Origin of the sequence: Bacillus sp. UMB0893, assembly GCF_002858905.1 — a bacterium.
In the GTDB taxonomy this organism is placed as follows: Bacteria; Bacillota; Bacilli; order Bacillales; family Bacillaceae; genus Bacillus_P.
This window is the reverse complement of the sequence record NZ_PKLB01000007.1, coordinates 1-14905: the sequence shown is the minus strand read 5'-3', so window position 1 is coordinate 14905 and position 14905 is coordinate 1. Positions and strand designations below refer to the sequence as shown.

The 14905-nt window shown below is 40.9% G+C and carries 21 protein-coding genes; 6 read left to right on the top strand and 15 right to left on the bottom strand.

Features of this window, described 5'->3' with window-relative positions; all coding sequences use genetic code 11:
• Nucleotides 1-101: 101 nt before the first annotated feature.
• Nucleotides 102-563 (bottom strand): ferric iron uptake transcriptional regulator, encoded by a 462-nt coding sequence (fur, locus tag CYJ36_RS15475; RefSeq protein ID WP_101568172.1) that lies wholly within the window; start codon nt 561-563, stop codon nt 102-104.
• 114 nt (nt 564-677) lie between these two features.
• Nucleotides 678-1328 carry a stage II sporulation protein M gene (gene spoIIM / locus CYJ36_RS15470; protein WP_101568171.1) on the bottom strand — a complete coding sequence of 217 codons (651 nt, stop codon included), beginning with the start codon at nt 1326-1328 and terminating at the stop codon, nt 678-680.
• 123 nt (nt 1329-1451) lie between these two features.
• Here spoIIM and CYJ36_RS15465 point away from each other — a divergent pair, with 123 nt between their 5' ends.
• Nucleotides 1452-2015, top strand: a complete 564-nt coding sequence (locus CYJ36_RS15465) for a GNAT family N-acetyltransferase (protein ID WP_101568170.1) — start codon at nt 1452-1454, stop codon at nt 2013-2015.
• A 244-nt stretch (nt 2016-2259) separates the two neighbouring features.
• On the opposite strand, the gene CYJ36_RS15455 is transcribed toward CYJ36_RS15465, so the two are convergent.
• From CYJ36_RS15455 to CYJ36_RS15445, 3 genes are read right to left on the bottom strand one after another with little or no spacing between them, the layout of a single operon-like run.
• Nucleotides 2260-2874 (bottom strand): VanZ family protein, encoded by a 615-nt coding sequence (locus CYJ36_RS15455; protein WP_101568168.1) that lies wholly within the window; start codon nt 2872-2874, stop codon nt 2260-2262.
• A 46-nt stretch (nt 2875-2920) separates the two neighbouring features.
• Nucleotides 2921-4102: an endonuclease Q family protein gene (locus tag CYJ36_RS15450; protein WP_101568167.1), complete on the bottom strand. Its 1182-nt coding sequence runs from the start codon at nt 4100-4102 to the stop codon at nt 2921-2923.
• A 1-nt stretch (nt 4103) separates the two neighbouring features.
• Nucleotides 4104-4655 carry an NUDIX hydrolase gene (locus CYJ36_RS15445; RefSeq protein ID WP_101568166.1) on the bottom strand — a complete coding sequence of 184 codons (552 nt, stop codon included), beginning with the start codon at nt 4653-4655 and terminating at the stop codon, nt 4104-4106.
• 226 nt (nt 4656-4881) lie between these two features.
• On the opposite strand from CYJ36_RS15445, the gene mciZ reads away from it, so the two are divergent.
• Complete coding sequence (gene mciZ, locus CYJ36_RS15440) at nt 4882-5004, top strand: Z-ring formation inhibitor MciZ (RefSeq protein WP_070877628.1); 123 nt, start codon at nt 4882-4884, stop codon at nt 5002-5004.
• A gap of 68 nt (nt 5005-5072) precedes the next feature.
• Nucleotides 5073-5978 (top strand): aldo/keto reductase, encoded by a 906-nt coding sequence (locus CYJ36_RS15435; RefSeq protein WP_101568165.1) that lies wholly within the window; start codon nt 5073-5075, stop codon nt 5976-5978.
• Nucleotides 5979-6294: 316 nt separating this feature from the next.
• Here the strand turns inward: CYJ36_RS15435 and CYJ36_RS15430 are convergent, their stop codons facing one another.
• The 7 genes from CYJ36_RS15430 to CYJ36_RS15400 form a co-directional block, all read right to left on the bottom strand.
• On the bottom strand, nt 6295-6501 hold the full coding sequence (locus CYJ36_RS15430) for a hypothetical protein (RefSeq protein ID WP_101568164.1): 207 nt from the start codon (nt 6499-6501) through the stop codon (nt 6295-6297).
• 192 nt (nt 6502-6693) lie between these two features.
• Nucleotides 6694-7155 carry a spore coat protein gene (locus CYJ36_RS15425; protein WP_101568163.1) on the bottom strand — a complete coding sequence of 154 codons (462 nt, stop codon included), beginning with the start codon at nt 7153-7155 and terminating at the stop codon, nt 6694-6696.
• A gap of 1 nt (nt 7156) precedes the next feature.
• Entirely contained in the window at nt 7157-7336 is a 180-nt protein-coding gene (locus CYJ36_RS15420) for a hypothetical protein (RefSeq protein ID WP_101568162.1), read from the bottom strand.
• 515 nt (nt 7337-7851) lie between these two features.
• A complete protein-coding gene (locus tag CYJ36_RS15415) occupies nt 7852-8106 on the bottom strand; it encodes a DUF3886 domain-containing protein (protein ID WP_101568161.1) in 255 nt (84 codons plus the stop codon).
• Between the two features lie 67 nt (nt 8107-8173).
• On the bottom strand, nt 8174-8842 hold the full coding sequence (locus tag CYJ36_RS15410; protein ID WP_101568160.1) for a 3-oxoacid CoA-transferase subunit B: 669 nt from the start codon (nt 8840-8842) through the stop codon (nt 8174-8176).
• Nucleotides 8843-8856: 14 nt separating this feature from the next.
• Entirely contained in the window at nt 8857-9552 is a 696-nt protein-coding gene (locus CYJ36_RS15405) for a CoA transferase subunit A (protein WP_101568159.1), read from the bottom strand.
• 17 nt (nt 9553-9569) lie between these two features.
• Nucleotides 9570-10757: an acetyl-CoA C-acetyltransferase gene (locus tag CYJ36_RS15400; RefSeq protein ID WP_101568158.1), complete on the bottom strand. Its 1188-nt coding sequence runs from the start codon at nt 10755-10757 to the stop codon at nt 9570-9572.
• Nucleotides 10758-11134: 377 nt separating this feature from the next.
• Between CYJ36_RS15400 and CYJ36_RS15395 the strand changes: the two genes are divergently transcribed.
• Nucleotides 11135-12040: a hydroxymethylglutaryl-CoA lyase gene (locus CYJ36_RS15395; RefSeq protein WP_257962515.1), complete on the top strand. Its 906-nt coding sequence runs from the start codon at nt 11135-11137 to the stop codon at nt 12038-12040.
• A gap of 57 nt (nt 12041-12097) precedes the next feature.
• Here the strand turns inward: CYJ36_RS15395 and CYJ36_RS15390 are convergent, their stop codons facing one another.
• Complete coding sequence (locus tag CYJ36_RS15390; RefSeq protein WP_101568157.1) at nt 12098-12406, bottom strand: DUF5316 family protein; 309 nt, start codon at nt 12404-12406, stop codon at nt 12098-12100.
• A 114-nt stretch (nt 12407-12520) separates the two neighbouring features.
• Here CYJ36_RS15390 and CYJ36_RS24460 point away from each other — a divergent pair, with 114 nt between their 5' ends.
• Nucleotides 12521-12649 carry a hypothetical protein gene (locus tag CYJ36_RS24460; protein ID WP_257962498.1) on the top strand — a complete coding sequence of 43 codons (129 nt, stop codon included), beginning with the start codon at nt 12521-12523 and terminating at the stop codon, nt 12647-12649.
• A 132-nt stretch (nt 12650-12781) separates the two neighbouring features.
• On the top strand, nt 12782-13717 hold the full coding sequence (locus CYJ36_RS15385; protein WP_101568156.1) for an alpha/beta hydrolase: 936 nt from the start codon (nt 12782-12784) through the stop codon (nt 13715-13717).
• Nucleotides 13718-14089: 372 nt separating this feature from the next.
• Here CYJ36_RS15385 and CYJ36_RS15380 read toward each other — a convergent pair whose 3' ends face one another.
• Entirely contained in the window at nt 14090-14332 is a 243-nt protein-coding gene (locus CYJ36_RS15380) for a DUF2552 family protein (RefSeq protein ID WP_101568155.1), read from the bottom strand.
• Between the two features lie 13 nt (nt 14333-14345).
• Entirely contained in the window at nt 14346-14669 is a 324-nt protein-coding gene (locus CYJ36_RS15375; RefSeq protein WP_101568154.1) for an iron-sulfur cluster biosynthesis family protein, read from the bottom strand.
• Nucleotides 14670-14905 lie beyond the last annotated feature (236 nt).

Genomic DNA, 14905 nt, shown 5'->3' with positions numbered 1-14905 from the left:
CCTCAGCCCAGTCTTTCATTCTTACCTAAAACATATGCCAAAAAGGACAAACTTTATACTAGAAAATGCACAAAAAACCTTTCCTGCTCGATAGGAAAGGTTTATTGTTCGTCTTCTTTCTGTTCTTTTTCCTGACAGCGATAGCAAATGCCATGAAATGTCAGTCTGTGATCTTTAATTTTAAAGCTGAAGTCGCGTTCTACAATCTGTTCAACATCTTCTAAAAGATCCTCTTCTATCTCAGCGACAGAACCGCATTCAATGCAAACGAGGTGATGATGAAAATGAGCTGCGCCTTCTTTTCGTAAATCATAGCGTGAAACGCCATCTCCAAAATTTATTTTATCGACAATTTTTAATTCAGTAAGTAGCTCTAACGTCCGATAAACAGTTGCTAAACCAATCTCTGGCGCCTTTTCCTTAACGAGGAGGTAAACATCTTCAGCACTCAAGTGATCTTCTTCGCGTTCAAGCAAAACCCTGACGGTTGCTTCGCGCTGAGGAGTCAGCTTGTAGCTGGATGAATGCAACTGCTTTTTAATTCGATCAATTCTGCCTTCCATAACACACATTCCTCCCTCGCCACTTTCCTCATTCATTATATCAAAAGAAAGGGATGTGTCCAACTAAAATAATTACAATCTAATAAATGAAATGATTATCATGTTAAAATTATTCTATTTAGAAACCAGTTCTATGACGTTCTTCATTAAAATGGGTGACGCATACGCTTCAAGACCAGAAGCAATTACGGTCAGCACAGATATAAACAGGAAAACAGCTGCGTATCTTGTGAAAAGGGCGAATGGCGATTCGGTTACATTTGTTTTTTTCATCAGCAGCTGCTTTACAATTTTTAATGAAAAGGAAATGGCAACCGTACCCATAATAATAAAAGCCGGTATTAATATTATATTTTGAGGCAAAACCGATACAAATGAAAGCATAAAGCCTTGCCATCCCATTTGATTCACGAGAAAACCAACCGTGAAGCCGACTACCATGCCTTTTAAGAATAACATAATCAAGATAACCGGCAAACCGATAATGGAGATGCCGAGCACCCACATCAGACCAAGATACTTCAGGTTATGAAAGAAACTCTGCTGAAGCATTTCAACGGAGCTTGCCACTTTCCCCTCAGAAATTTGTCCGAAAAATCGGCTTAAATAAAAATACAAATCCTCTTTTTGCGTAAAATTCATGCTGTTGACTATGACCGCACCGAAAATGACCCCCATCAAAAACAAAACAAATACAAAGAGATAGAGTGAAGAGCGTTCTTTTATATGCTGAATAATCATTGCTTTTAATGGTTGTTTGCGCATATTTTTTCCTCCTAGTGTTCTCTTACTAGATTGTATGAAAAAAGGAAGAAACTATGTCATTCTATCATTGCATTTTTTTCCCAATATTATATAATACATTAAAATCAGAGAGGCGGTTTTGTCATGAAAAATCCACTATTATTTGATTTCCCCACAGAACTTACTACTGATAGGCTCTATATTCGAGCGCCGCGTCCAGATGATGGAAAAGCAGTGAATGAAGCCATCAATGAATCTATGAATGAGCTTAAGCCATGGATGCCTTTCGCACAAAAACCGCAAACGCTTGAAGATACAGAGGCAAACCTTAGAGAAGCTTGTGCCAAGTTTATCTTGCGGGAAGATCTGAGACTGCTGATTTTTGACCGTAAGCATGGACATTTTATTGGAAGCACAGGGTTTCATCGCATAAATTGGAATGTGCCAAAAGTGGAGATTGGGTATTGGATTTCCACAAAACATGCTGGAAATGGCTACATGACCGAAGCCGTTGAAGCATTAGCGAAGTTTGCAGCAGAAGAATTCGGGGCCAAACGCGTGGAAATCAGGTGCGATCCTGAAAATATCAAAAGCCGCCGCATCCCAGAAAAATTGGGATTTATTCTTGAAGGTGTTCTGAGACAGGATGATGTGTCAGCGGACGGCAAGACATTACGTGATACGTGTGTATTTTCAAAAATCTTTTAATCTTTTTTTAATAGATAAGAAAGAATAAAATTTTGCGCATTGATGGCGAACGGAATCGGCCACCTCCTCGGCCAGAACAAATCCGCAGGAAAAGTCAAACCCGGACTTTTCCGCCGGATTCTTTTCTGTCTGCCTGCGCTAAACGGGCGGTTCCGCTTTTCGGTATTGTCTAGCTCCACCGCCCAACTCCTCGGCCAGAACAAATCCATCAAAAAAGTCAAACCCGGACTTTTCTGCCGAATTCTTATCTGTCTGTCGGAGCTAACCGGGCCGTTCCGCTTTTCTTAATAGAAACTGTTTTTTCGAAGATTGGATAAACAGCATATCCCGTAAATACACCGAGCAAATTCAGAATAAGATCATCAACATCAAGACTTCCCCGGCCAGTGAGATATTGGGCTGTTTCAATAATAGAAATGACGAAAAACGCCACTAAAAATGCAGATTGTTTCTGCATTGCTTTTATTTTCAGTAAAAAACCATAAGGAACAAACAAGCCGATGTTGGCTGCTAGATTATAAAAGGCAATGATCAGAGAAACTTGCCCTGAAAAATAATAGCCGATTGTTTCAAATGGCACCAGATTATAGCTGTTATTTTGTGCTTTTGGCCGAATAAACAGCAAGATCAGCAGACTGACTGTATATAGTATCAAACAACCATAGACTAGCTCATACGGCACGATCATTACTTTTTTAAACGATAGAAAGACACTGAATACGATTATTGCCGTTAGACAAAACCACACAACAATCGTCACAATCGGATGCAAATACTCAGTTAAGCTAAGCCATATTGGAAGCAGCAAGAAAAACAGGCTCTGTGAAACTGCAAGTGATATCCAATAGATTTTTTCCATACATATTAACCTTTCAGTGCAGTATATTGCTGGATAAATGGGCACTTCACTGTGAAGTGCCTTGTTTTGTGGAGATTTTCCCGTACACTCCGCCTCCGCCAGGTACGACACTAAGCTTTCCTTCTCTCGCAGCGAGAATATAATCTGCTGTTTTTGCCGGTATAACCTGTGTGAGTTCATCTCTTAAGATTTGATTTAAAATGACCATTTCGGTTCCAAACGCCCTTTTTAGTTTCTCCAGCGTCTTTGGACCAATACCAGGGATGAATTGCAGCGGGACTTGATGTATATAAGGAGGGCGAGCTGGCTTCAACACATTATCATCCGCCAGTTCTTTCAGGCGGGTGCTCACTCCTTTTGTGGATCTTATGCTCCTGCATTTTCCACATGCACTGTCAGTTTTCACTTTCGGCGCACCGCATTTCTCGCAGGTTGTTCCGTAATACTTCCCAAGCAGCGGATTTAATCCATTATTGGAAAGAATGCATCGATTATCCTTCTTTTTCAGAGCCTTTTTCAGCTCCTCGAAAGAAGGCTCATTTAATTGAAGTTTCTGATACTCTCTTCCAATTTTAACATGAGAGTGTGCATCAGAATTTGTTAAAAAAGGATACTCATTCAGCTCAGAAACTTGTGAGGCCATCTCCGTATCAGAGCTTAAGCCAAGTTCAACCGCATCAATCAGTTCAGGATCAAACACTTCTTCAAGCGATGACGTCACCCCGCTCCCATAAAGGCTTTTATGTGGTGTGAAAATATGAGCAGGGATAAATAAGCCTCCAAGTTCCTTCACTTTTTTCTGCAGATTCCTGCCGCTTTCATACACTCTTTGCGTACTTAATGTTATGTTTTTAACCCGCTCTGCCAGCCATTCTGAAAACTGTTTCATCTCATGCATAGCAGGCATAAAAACCAGTACATGCAAAGGGCCTTTGCATGAGCTGTCATAAACTTCGATTTCAGAGCCGAGAATCATTGTTGTTTGTTTAAATTGTATGCCGCCCCCGGCAATCTCTGTCCATATTCCCTCTTGCAGACCCTGTTCCAATGTTTCCAAGATCTCCGGAACGTGGCAATCAATGATTCCGATTATATCCATTCCTTTATGCTCGCTTGCTTCTATGAAAATCGTTTCAAGCGTGAGCTGGTTTGAAGCGGTAATTTTAACAGGCTTGCCAGAACGTGTCCGGCCAATATGAATATGCAAATCTGCAAAATATGTATTCATCTTATTTTTGAAGAGCCAGTTTCAGCTGCAGATACTGAACGGCGTATGCTGTTTTAGCGTCAAAAATACGCTGTTCGTGAATCATTTGCTGCGCTTCCTCAAGTGTCACCTCCAGAACATCTACAAATTCATCCTCATCAAGTTCTGCTTTCTCGGTTAAAATCTCCAATTCTTCCGTAAAATATAAATGAACCAGCTCATCTGCAAATCCAGGCGATGTGTAAAAGGAGATTAAGTGCTGAAGGGAATCCGTTGTATAGCCTGTCTCTTCTTCTAATTCCCGTTTTGCCGTAACCTCTGGAAGTTCTCCTTTTTCAAGCTTTCCTGCGGGAATTTCGACAAGCACGCGTTCCATCGCTTTCCGGTATTGCTGCACCATGACAATTTTGTTCTCTTTAGTGATTGCGATAACAGCAACCGCACCTGGATGCTTAATAATTTCCCGTGTGCTTGTTTTGCCATTCGGAAGCACGACTTCTTCTAAATACAAATCAATAATGCGTCCGGAAAATAATTTTTCTGATGATTTAGTTGTTTCTATTAAATGATTCATACTCATTCCTCCACGTTCTACAAATTCTGCTTTTCACATACATTCTATCATATTAAGAAAAGCATATTGGCCCGTTTAGCTCAGGCATGACAGTTGAGAATCTGTCAGAAAAGTCCGGGTTAGACTTTTCCTGCGGATTTGTTCTGGCCGAAGAGTGGAGCTAGACAAAGATGAGAAAAACTTTATACCTTCTTATCAAATAACAAAAGAAACGAGGCGAGCGGATATGAAGATCTACCTTCTTGACAAAGGCGTTGTTCTGGTTGGCAAGGCATGGGAGGTTCGCGAAAAACTGAAGGAGTACAGCCGGAAATATGAAACGGTCGAGCAGTGGACAAAAGATAAATAAGCGTCTCAATTGCTTTTTATCCGCTCTTGTACTAATGTCGAAGAAAGACAAACTGCAGGAGTGATACGATGAAAAAAAGACAGTTGGGAACGTCAGACTTACTGGTCAGCGAAATTGGACTTGGCTGCATGTCTCTTGGCACAGATAAAGAGCAGGCAGAATCCATCATTGATGCAGCGGTTTATGAAGGAATTAATTATTTTGATACAGCGGATTTGTATGATTTCGGACTGAACGAAGAATTTGTCGGTGATGCACTTAAAAATCGAAGACACGATATCATCCTTGCAACGAAGGCTGGCAACCGCTGGAACGAGAATAAAGACAGCTGGGCGTGGGACCCATCTAAAGCCTATATTAAAGAAGCAGTGAAGCACAGCCTTAAACGATTGCAAACGGATTATATCGATCTGTATCAGCTCCATGGCGGCACAATTGAAGATAACATTGATGAAACAATTGAGGCGTTTGAAGACCTAAAAAAAGAAGGCGTTATCCGGTATTACGGAATCTCCTCGATTCGCCCAAATGTCATTAAGCAGTACTTGGAAAAATCATCGATTGTTTCCGTCATGATGCAATACAGCCTGCTTGACAGAAGGCCTGAGGAATGGTTTTCTCTTCTCAAGGAACACAATGTCAGCGTTATTGGAAGAGGTCCTTTAGCAAAAGGTCTGCTGACAGATAAATGGGAATCCAAGCTTTCTGAAGAAGGCTATCTATCATACAGCGAGGATGAACTCCGTAATCTGCTTCCTTCTATTCATGCAGAATCAGATTTATCAATGACAGAAACGGCCCTGCAGTATTGCCTGAAGCAGGATGTGGTTGGATCTATCATTCCTGGGGCCAGCAAAATTGAACAGGTTCAAGCAAATTGCTATGCAGCAAGCGCACGTCCTTTAACTGGTGAGGAATATATTGCTCTGCAGGCTTTGACGAAGTTTGAAAAGTATGGGCAGCACCGCTCGTAATTTATTCCCCAGTCGTCTGAGAAAAGCCTCTTCGAAAGCATCAGCTGGAATGAAAACAATTGTTCATTCTGGCCTACAATAAAATCAGGCAGTATAAAGCTTGTGGATTCTTCCTATTTTTTCGGGATAAATCCCTTCTTTTGCTGCCGCTTGAGGATAATAAAAAGTGTTGTTCAAAAATAGCAAGGGAAAGACATTAAAAGAGGCTGACTCAAAAGGCCGTTGCACAACGGCCTTTTGAGTCAGTTTTTTAGTTTAGAATATATTTTGGTTATTTATTGGTGTTTTTCGGTTGTATAAGAGAGATTTCCCTCTATTATATAGCCTTTTTGATATGTACTGCCATATCCCCAATCGGCAATGATCGAATTTGGTTTTGGTCGGTTATACGTTTTAATAGGTTAAAATGTGGAATGAGACATCCTGTATCACCTGAACGCAGGTGAACACTGAAGCCTGTGATAAATTGATTATTGATTTTCAGTTCCAATTTGCGCATTGTACCCAGCTGCCCATTTTTCATATGTCTTCCTTCATCGCATAAAAGTCGCAGCCCGATCAGTCTTCGAAAGCTGTCGCTTCGCTTTTTGAAGCGTGCGATTTTTTGGTTAGTTGAGAGGCGCTCTCTACGGTGTTTGTTGTGGTAACTTCAATGCACAAAAAAGGGTGCCCAAAAGCTAGACTTTTGGTACATCACCCTCTTTTTAAGTCAGTTTTAAAGAATATCCAAGCTAATAGCTAATGCTGCTAAAACTTGAAGTAAAACTTGAATTGTAATAACAACATCCAGATCTAAAGCACCAACATTAATATTATGAGAATTATTAATAATAATCTCTTGTTCATTAATTTGTTCAATGCGGGCAAACTGGAACAATTCTTCTGTAAATCTATCTGCACCCTCAATATCGTCTGCAAATGAAATTCTAACAATTAGAGTAATTGCTGCCTGTATAGCTGCTTGAAGTGCCGCAGCCGCCTGCACATCAATAGTTAATAGGTTAACATCTGTAGAATCTACAATCTTAATTCTTTCTGAAGATCTTTGAGAAATGCGAGTACTGTTTCGAGCACTTTGAGATACATTAGTTCCAGCAGATTGAAAGTTTTCATCTTGAGTTTCATTGTTGCTATTGTTTCCATTAAAATCTGAGAAAATAACTCTGCTTCTAGCCATTCTATTTCCCCCCTTTCTGTGTCATTACATTTTGAAGAAATTCCTCTACTTGCCCATTTAACTGATTAACCATTTTTCTAAGAGGCTCTTTCTTTTCCTCTGGAATGGCTTTAAGCTTTGAATCAATACCGTATTTTTCCAAAAGTAGTTGAACAAAAAGATTTGTTGCATTCTTATCCATCTCAATCTCTCCTTTCACCATATTTTATTCATACAGTGAGTTTTCGTCTGGGGGAACAACCTCTGATAAAAACACATTTTTCGACAATTTTTATAATATTTCGGGGGGATATGGACTATATGTCATTATCAAGTTAAAGAATCTTTATACTTTTTTATTTTTTTCCGACGGCAACTGACAAAAAATGTGTCATTTTGCACTTATCATTTACCTATTCAACTATTTCAAGCTTGCATACCCTTTAAGTACTTTCATTTTTATCTGAGAATCTATTATTCAATTATCTGTTGTATCCTAATCTATAAAGCTTTTAATATGTTGATAATACATAGCAGCGTTGTTTTTCAGTGACTTTCATAATACTTGATTCATTTAGGTACCGAAGTCGTAATCATTGAATGCCAGCGCATTCGATCCAACGCAAAATCTTTATCATTTTCCAGGGCTTGAGTCAAAAAAAACTGACTCAACAAAGGCGTTGTTTCTCAGCCTTGAGAGTCAGTTTCTTTTTTTGTTTATTTATAATCATTCCACTTCAGATTGCTGTCATTCAGCAGCTCTTCGAAACTTTTGTTCTTCTCTTTTTCTTTTTTCTCTTTTATTTTCTGAAGACGCTCTTCTTCAATCTTCTGTTCTTGTTCTTCCATCAAGCCTTTTTTCATGTTGGAAAGCTGCTGGAACAAGTCAGACTCTATATGATCTTTTAAGTTTAGTTTATCGTCTGCTTTTTTGGGCTGCGTCTTTTGCTGTTTCTTTTGTTTTTTAGCCATGATGATCACTCCCGTATCCTCTCATTATATACAAGAAAGACGGTTTTTAGAAAGCGATTTTACCCGATTAATAAGCATCAAGTTTTACATCGTCTCCAATTATCAGCTCTGGCTCTGTTGATTTTTTAATATCTTCGATTGTATATCCTTTTGCCACTTCAACAAGCTTCAGGCCAAGCTCTGTTACATCAATAACAGCCTGATCGGTAATAATGCGGTGGACGACCTTTTCGCCAGTCAGCGGCAAAGTGCAGGAATTCAAAATTTTTGGCTCTCCATTTCTGTTCACATGATCCATGATGACAATGATTTTCTTGGCGCCATGCACAAGATCCATTGCCCCTCCCATGCCTTTAATCATTTTTCCGGGTATCATCCAGTTTGCAAGATCTCCAGCTTCTGAAACTTCCATTCCGCCTAAAATTGCCACATTGACATGACCGCCGCGGATCATTGCGAAAGACTCGGCACTGTTAAAATAAGCTGAACCAGGGATGGCAGTTACTGTCTCTTTTCCAGCATTAATCAGGTCAGGATCAACATCTGATTCCTTTGGATACGGCCCAATGCCTAGCAATCCATTTTCTGATTGAAGGACTACCTGTTTAGATTCATTTATATAGTTAGCCACAAGCGTCGGCATGCCGATGCCCAAATTAACATAGAAACCGTTTTCAATTTCCTGTTCCGCTCTTCTCGCTATTTTTTCACGAACAGCTGCTTTATCCTGTATCATCGTTTTTCCTCCCATCAAACTGTCTTTTGCACAGTTAACCGTTCAATGCGCTTTTGCTGTTCTCCAAGTATTAAAGATTGCACATAGATGCCTGGAGTATGAATCTCACTTGGAGCAATCTCTCCAGCTTCAACAAGTTCTTCGATCTCAGCAATCGTTACTTTACCAGCTGCAGCAATCATTGGATTAAAATTTTGGGCTGTTTTATTGAATATCAAATTCCCCATTTTATCGGCTTTCCATGCACGAATCAGGCTGAAATCCGCAGTGAGCGCTTCCTCAAGCAAGTAATCTTTCCCGCCGAATTGACGTGTTTCCTTGCCTTCTGCAATTGGTGTCCCTACTCCAGCTGGCGTGTAGAATGCAGGAATACCGGCACCGCCTGCCCGGATTTTTTCAGCAAGCGTTCCTTGCGGGACAAGTTCAACTTCTATTTCCCCTGAAAGCACTTGTCTTTCAAATTCCTTATTTTCACCGACATATGAGCTGATCATCTTTTTAATCTGCTTATTTTTAAGAAGCAGGCCAAGCCCCCAATCATCTACGCCGCAATTGTTTGAGATGATCGTTAAATCCTTTACACCTGTTTCTACTAATGCAAGGATCAGATTCTCAGGGATTCCGCATAGGCCGAAACCGCCTACCATTAATGTTGATCCGTCTTTTATGTCTTTCACTGCATCTGTAAAAGATGTATGCACCGTTTTCATTTTTTTCACCCCTGGATTTATAGATTTTCGACGATTGTTGCTACACCTTGGCCTCCGCCGATGCAAAGTGTTGCTAAACCGCGTTTTGCATCTCTGCGCTTCATTTCGTGAATAAGTGTAACCAGGATTCTTGTGCCGCTCGCTCCGATTGGATGGCCAAGAGCGATCGCGCCTCCGTTAACATTCAGTTTTTCTTTATCAAAGTGAAGTTCGCGGTCAACTGCGATGGACTGTGCTGCGAACGCTTCATTTGCTTCAACAAGGTCTATATCTTCCATCGTTAACCCGCTCTTTTGAAACGCTTTTTGCACGGCTGCAACCGGCCCAATTCCCATAATGCTCGGGTCAACGCCTGCGTTGCCATTTGCCGTAATCTTTACCAGCGGCTGAATACCAAGTTCTTCTGCTTTTGCACGGCTCATGACAACGACTGCTGCAGCTCCATCGTTAATTCCAGATGCATTGCCTGCTGTTACTGATCCATCCTTTTTGAAAGCCGGTCGCAAGCCAGCGAGTTTTTCAGCCGTTGAACCAGCTCTTGGAAACTCGTCAGTGTCAAATGTGACAGCATCTCCTTTGCGCTGAGGAATGACGACAGGCGTGATTTCATCTTTGAACGTTCCTGCCTGGATAGCGTCTGTTGCTTTCTTTTGGCTCCAGGCAGAGAATTCATCCTGCTCTGCTCTTGAAATTTCATATTTATCGCATAAATTTTCAGCGGTTACTCCCATATGATAATTGTTAAAAGCGCATGTTAACCCGTCTGATATCATCGTATCAATCAGCTTTTGATCGCCCATTTTAAACCCGTCGCGCGCATTTTTTAATATGTACGGTGCCTGACTCATATTTTCCATACCGCCGGCAACAATGATATCAGCATCCCCAGACAAAATGGCCTGTGCAGCAAGATGTACGGTTTTCAGCCCTGAGCCGCACACTTTATTGATTGTCATAGAAGGAATGTTTTCCGGCAATCCTGCTTTAATCGCTGCTTGACGTGCCGGATTTTGTCCAAGTCCTGCTTGCAGGACATTCCCCATGATGACTTCGTCTACTTGCTCTCCTTGTAATCCTGCTTTTTCTAAAGCTGCTTTTATTACGATTGCTCCAAGTTCAGGTGCAGATACACCTTTCAGCGCTCCTCCAAAGCTTCCAATTGCTGTTCTAACGGCACTTACGATAACCACTTCATTGTTGCTCATTTTCATTCATCCCCTTTTCATTGGATCATAGTTGGTTTCGCTAAATAAAGATAAATTCCTTCAACATTTTTAAGATTCAAATTTCATTTGCATCTAATGCTAGTAAACTACTAATATAGAAATATGTAAACCCTTACACCGAAAAGCGGAACCGACTGTTTAGCGCAGGCAGACAGATAAGGATCCGACAGAAAAGGCGCTTTTTGCCTTTACTGGCGGATCCGTTCTGGCCAAGGGGGTAGGAGGTGGAGCTGGACACCACAGAAATGAGGAACCGCCCATTTGCTTCGCCACAGAAATTCCACTCAGGCTGCGCCAATTTACCGGCTGCAGGCATCTATCTGCTTATACCCATTTTAGAAAGGCTGGTGCTTTTATTGAATCTTCCTGAACATGTGACCTTAATTGAAGTTGGTCCGCGCGACGGGCTTCAAAATGAAAAAAATGAAATACCGACAGAAATTAAAATTGAATTCATTAAATCATTAAAAAATGCGGGTTTTAAGGAAATGGAGCTGACTTCTTTCGTCTCTCCCAAATGGGTTCCTCAATTGAAGGATGCGGAAGAAATCATTCGATACTGCACAGATGAGCATCGAAATATTGTACTGACTCCAAATGAAAAAGGCGTGGAGCTGGCAAAAGAGGCAAAGTGTGACAGTGTTGCCTTCTTCGTTGGCATAAGCGAGTCCTTTAATCTGAAAAATATTAACAGAACAACGAAGGAAAGCATGGCGTCCCTGCTGCCGGTGATTCGTCAGCTGAAAGCGGAACAATTCTTTGTGCGCGCCTGTATCTCTACTTCTTTTTATTGTCCTTACGAAGGGAGAATTCATCCTGATGATGTACTGACTATTTGTCAGCAGTTTGCAGATGCAGGGGTCGATGACCTCAGTGTAGCAGATACGATTGGCATGGCAAATCCTCTTGAAGTTTTTGAGCTGTTTTCCCAATTAAAATCACGATTTCCCGACGTGCTGCTGACTGCTCACTTTCATGATACACGCGGCATGGCTCTGGCCAACATTTTTGCTGCCTTGCAGGCAGGAATTGACAGATTTGACACCTCTGCAGGAGGGCTTGGAGGCTGTCCATTCGCACCAGGTGCTACTGGAAATGCGGCGACAGAGGATGTCCTCGGCATGCTTCATGCTTTAAATATTAAAACTGGAATTGACATGAATCAGCTTTTTAAAGCCGTCGAATTAATCGAACCTCATCTTGCAGGAGCAATTCAAAGCAAACAATACCATTTAAACAAACGGTCAAATGCTGTTAAATAAGGTTGAGTTCACTTTGGCTGGTTTTTTTCATGTCTCGTTATGCCTAAAGGCTTTTATTTAATGAGAAAAGCCTTTAAATAAGAGAATGAATGCTGAAGCTACAGCAGCCGCACAACTTGGCAAACCTATTAAAAACACTTGAATCGCCCAGCTTCTTCTTGCGTCTCTTTGTTTCTTCGACTCAGCATGGAAATTCGCTCTTACTCTGTCGCCATTTACAAATGCATTTATCAGCAGCCCTGAGATGCCAAAACAAATGAGGACAATGGCAGACATCATGATGAAAAACAATTGCAGGTCTTTCAAAACGAAACTGATGATACCCGCGATACATGCTGTTAAAATCCCAATTCCAAATGCTTTCATGTTTTTCACTCTCCTTTCTCTTTATACGGAATGGATAAGCAGGATGTTGCAATTATTCGTATAAATTCTTTTCGTTTTCCAAACGTTATGAAATATAGAAAGGAGTGATGTTCCATGTCACATGAAAAAGCATCCAAAAGCCAAAAGGGAAAACCGAATGCTGATACTGTTAAACAAACGGTAGCATTCGAAGAAATGGAAAAAGCCGTTCATCCAACAAAGCGGCAAAATTCTGAGCAGTGATTGTGCAGCAAGCCATGGGGCTTGCTGTATTTTTTTAGACAGTTGTGCTGCATCTGAGTTCTCTTTACATATTTTCCACTGCCCTAGCTTCATGCTAAAATAATGTCATGAACTTAGAGAGGAAGAATGTGGATGAAAAAGTGGCTAATCGGAGCAGGCATTGTCCTCTCCTATATCTTCATCGTCGGTTTCTTTTTTACGAACCAAATGATGTATATGAAAAAGAAGACAGATAAAGAAATTATTGATCGTGAAACGAAAGACGGACATTTCGATGAGAAGGAATATGATGCCTATAACAAAATTGAAGTTTCCATTCCTTCGCAATTCGGCTATGACATTAAAGGCATTCTTATTGCCCCTCATAAAACTTATTCCTATGTGATCATTTGCCATGGAGTCACGATGAATCGTTATAATTCCGTGAAGTATATGAAGCTCTTTTTAAACAGGGGAATCAATGTGCTCATTTATGATCATCGCAGACATGGGGAAACCGGCGGAAAAACAACAAGCTTTGGGCATTATGAAAAATTTGATCTGCAATCTGTTGTGAACTGGCTCAAAGATCGCGTTGGGGATGAACTTCATTTAGGAATTCACGGGGAATCTATGGGAGCCGTTACGACGCTTCTTTATGCTGGTCTAGTTGAAGATGGAGCTGATTATTATATTGCTGATTGTCCTTTTTCTGATTTGCAGGAGCAATTGCTCTATCGCTTAAAAGCAGATTTTCGTCTGCCAGGCTATTTAGTGATGCCGATTGCAAGACGTTTTTTGAAGCTTCGTGATGGCTATTCCCTCCAGGATGTATCACCGATTTCCGTGATTGACCGGATTCAGCATCCTGTTTTATTCATCCACAGCAAGGATGATGATTACATTCCTGCCGCGATGACTCAGCAATTATTTGATAAAAAACCCGGCTTCAAAAAGATCTATTTTGCTGAAAAAGGATCCCATGCTATGTCCTATACAGAAAACCGTGAAGAGTACGAACGCATCATTGACGAGTTTTATGAGGATTTGAAGTACCATACAGAAGCTGAATTGAAACTTCATTCATAAGAACAAAAGCGCAGGCGTCTTGTTCAGCTCGCGAAGAAAATAGGAATTGACCTGGGTTAATTGACGCACCTGAGAATCAAGTGTCATTTAGCCGGAGAAGGCGCTTTTTGCCTTCTCCTGAGCAATTGTCTTTTTCACAGTGAGCAGGCGCCGGAGCTTGCCGTAGATAACTTTCTGTCATTATCCACTACATAATGACTTTTATAATTTCCTATACAATAAAAAAGCGCAAGCGCCTTGATCAGCGCAGTCAGTCAGATCCGTTCTCAACAAGGAGTCAGGTGCATCCGCTTGCCATTAATGCACAAGAATTTATTCTTATCTTTCGAAAAAAACGCTTGAATCTGTTAAAAGATCCAAGCGTTTTCCTATTCACCCTAAAACATCTGTAATTTCTTTCATATTCTCATCCAGCCAGGCAATGGCTTCATCAATCGTCGCAAATTCTGTTGCTTCAAAGGTCATTTCGTCTTGAAGAAGCCAGACATCTTTCTTGTCCTCAAACACTCCCCCGATCGACCAATGAAGCAGTGTATAAGGGTGGTTGCTGTTTAAAAAGGAAACCCATGTTTTATTCAGCGCAATATTTTTAAGTGACGTTAAACGATCCTTCATCTTCTCCCCCACCTCACTTTACAGTTAAGCTCATACGGGGATTTAAGATTTGCGAAGGACATGTCAGCATGTATGTGTTTGCTGTTTCGTTAAAATCAATTGTCATTTTTTCATCCAAGAAAACCGTTTTCGATTTCTCAACCAGGACTGGATATTGGTTTGTTTCAATTTGGATATCATCGCTGTCTTTTTCATCTGTGAGCCAAAGTGCCGTAACACCGCTGACGACACAGCCGCAGCCGTCCGTATCATATTTTAATTTAATCTGCTTATTTGGATTTTCTTGTACTTTCGCCGATATTTTAGCCATTGCACGGTCTGTCCATTTAATTTCCATCTGACAATTCTCCTCTTTTCAGTTGCTTACGGCCATTTTATCATAAGTTTCCAAAACTCGCATAAGGTGAAACTTCCATCAGCGGAGGCTTTTCTCCCGTTAATGCTGGAAAAATACCCGCTTTGTCATATCAGAATCCCTGATTGAATACTTTTACGTATAGAAAAAAGGAGCATTCCTGTTAGAAGGATTTTCGGGCACTTGAACAAAAAAGAGCCCTCTTGGTATGATACGGG

What these genes read in the sequence shown, in the direction of transcription:
- CYJ36_RS15405 (WP_101568159.1), bottom strand. Translation starts at nt 9,552, where the DNA reads ATGAAAACGGTGCATACATCTTTTACAGATGCAGTGAAAGACATAAAA.
- CYJ36_RS15425 (WP_101568163.1), bottom strand. Translation starts at nt 7,155, where the DNA reads ATGGCTAGAAGCAGAGTTATTTTCTCAGATTTTAATGGAAACAATAGC.
- CYJ36_RS15385 (WP_101568156.1), top strand. Translation starts at nt 12,782, where the DNA reads ATGAAAAAGTGGCTAATCGGAGCAGGCATTGTCCTCTCCTATATCTTC.
- CYJ36_RS15400 (WP_101568158.1), bottom strand. Translation starts at nt 10,757, where the DNA reads ATGAGCAACAATGAAGTGGTTATCGTAAGTGCCGTTAGAACAGCAATT.
- CYJ36_RS15380 (WP_101568155.1), bottom strand. Translation starts at nt 14,332, where the DNA reads ATGAAGGATCGTTTAACGTCACTTAAAAATATTGCGCTGAATAAAACA.
- CYJ36_RS15450 (WP_101568167.1), bottom strand. Translation starts at nt 4,102, where the DNA reads ATGAATACATATTTTGCAGATTTGCATATTCATATTGGCCGGACACGT.
- spoIIM (WP_101568171.1), bottom strand. Translation starts at nt 1,328, where the DNA reads ATGCGCAAACAACCATTAAAAGCAATGATTATTCAGCATATAAAAGAA.
- mciZ (WP_070877628.1), top strand. Translation starts at nt 4,882, where the DNA reads ATGAAGATCTACCTTCTTGACAAAGGCGTTGTTCTGGTTGGCAAGGCA.
- CYJ36_RS15420 (WP_101568162.1), bottom strand. Translation starts at nt 7,336, where the DNA reads ATGGATAAGAATGCAACAAATCTTTTTGTTCAACTACTTTTGGAAAAA.
- fur (WP_101568172.1), bottom strand. Translation starts at nt 563, where the DNA reads ATGGAAGGCAGAATTGATCGAATTAAAAAGCAGTTGCATTCATCCAGC.
- CYJ36_RS15455 (WP_101568168.1), bottom strand. Translation starts at nt 2,874, where the DNA reads ATGGAAAAAATCTATTGGATATCACTTGCAGTTTCACAGAGCCTGTTT.
- CYJ36_RS15430 (WP_101568164.1), bottom strand. Translation starts at nt 6,501, where the DNA reads ATGAAAAATGGGCAGCTGGGTACAATGCGCAAATTGGAACTGAAAATC.
- CYJ36_RS15465 (WP_101568170.1), top strand. Translation starts at nt 1,452, where the DNA reads ATGAAAAATCCACTATTATTTGATTTCCCCACAGAACTTACTACTGAT.
- CYJ36_RS15415 (WP_101568161.1), bottom strand. Translation starts at nt 8,106, where the DNA reads ATGGCTAAAAAACAAAAGAAACAGCAAAAGACGCAGCCCAAAAAAGCA.
- CYJ36_RS15390 (WP_101568157.1), bottom strand. Translation starts at nt 12,406, where the DNA reads ATGAAAGCATTTGGAATTGGGATTTTAACAGCATGTATCGCGGGTATC.
- CYJ36_RS15410 (WP_101568160.1), bottom strand. Translation starts at nt 8,842, where the DNA reads ATGATACAGGATAAAGCAGCTGTTCGTGAAAAAATAGCGAGAAGAGCG.
- CYJ36_RS15445 (WP_101568166.1), bottom strand. Translation starts at nt 4,655, where the DNA reads ATGAATCATTTAATAGAAACAACTAAATCATCAGAAAAATTATTTTCC.
- CYJ36_RS24460 (WP_257962498.1), top strand. Translation starts at nt 12,521, where the DNA reads ATGTCACATGAAAAAGCATCCAAAAGCCAAAAGGGAAAACCGAATGCT.
- CYJ36_RS15435 (WP_101568165.1), top strand. Translation starts at nt 5,073, where the DNA reads ATGAAAAAAAGACAGTTGGGAACGTCAGACTTACTGGTCAGCGAAATT.
- CYJ36_RS15375 (WP_101568154.1), bottom strand. Translation starts at nt 14,669, where the DNA reads ATGGAAATTAAATGGACAGACCGTGCAATGGCTAAAATATCGGCGAAA.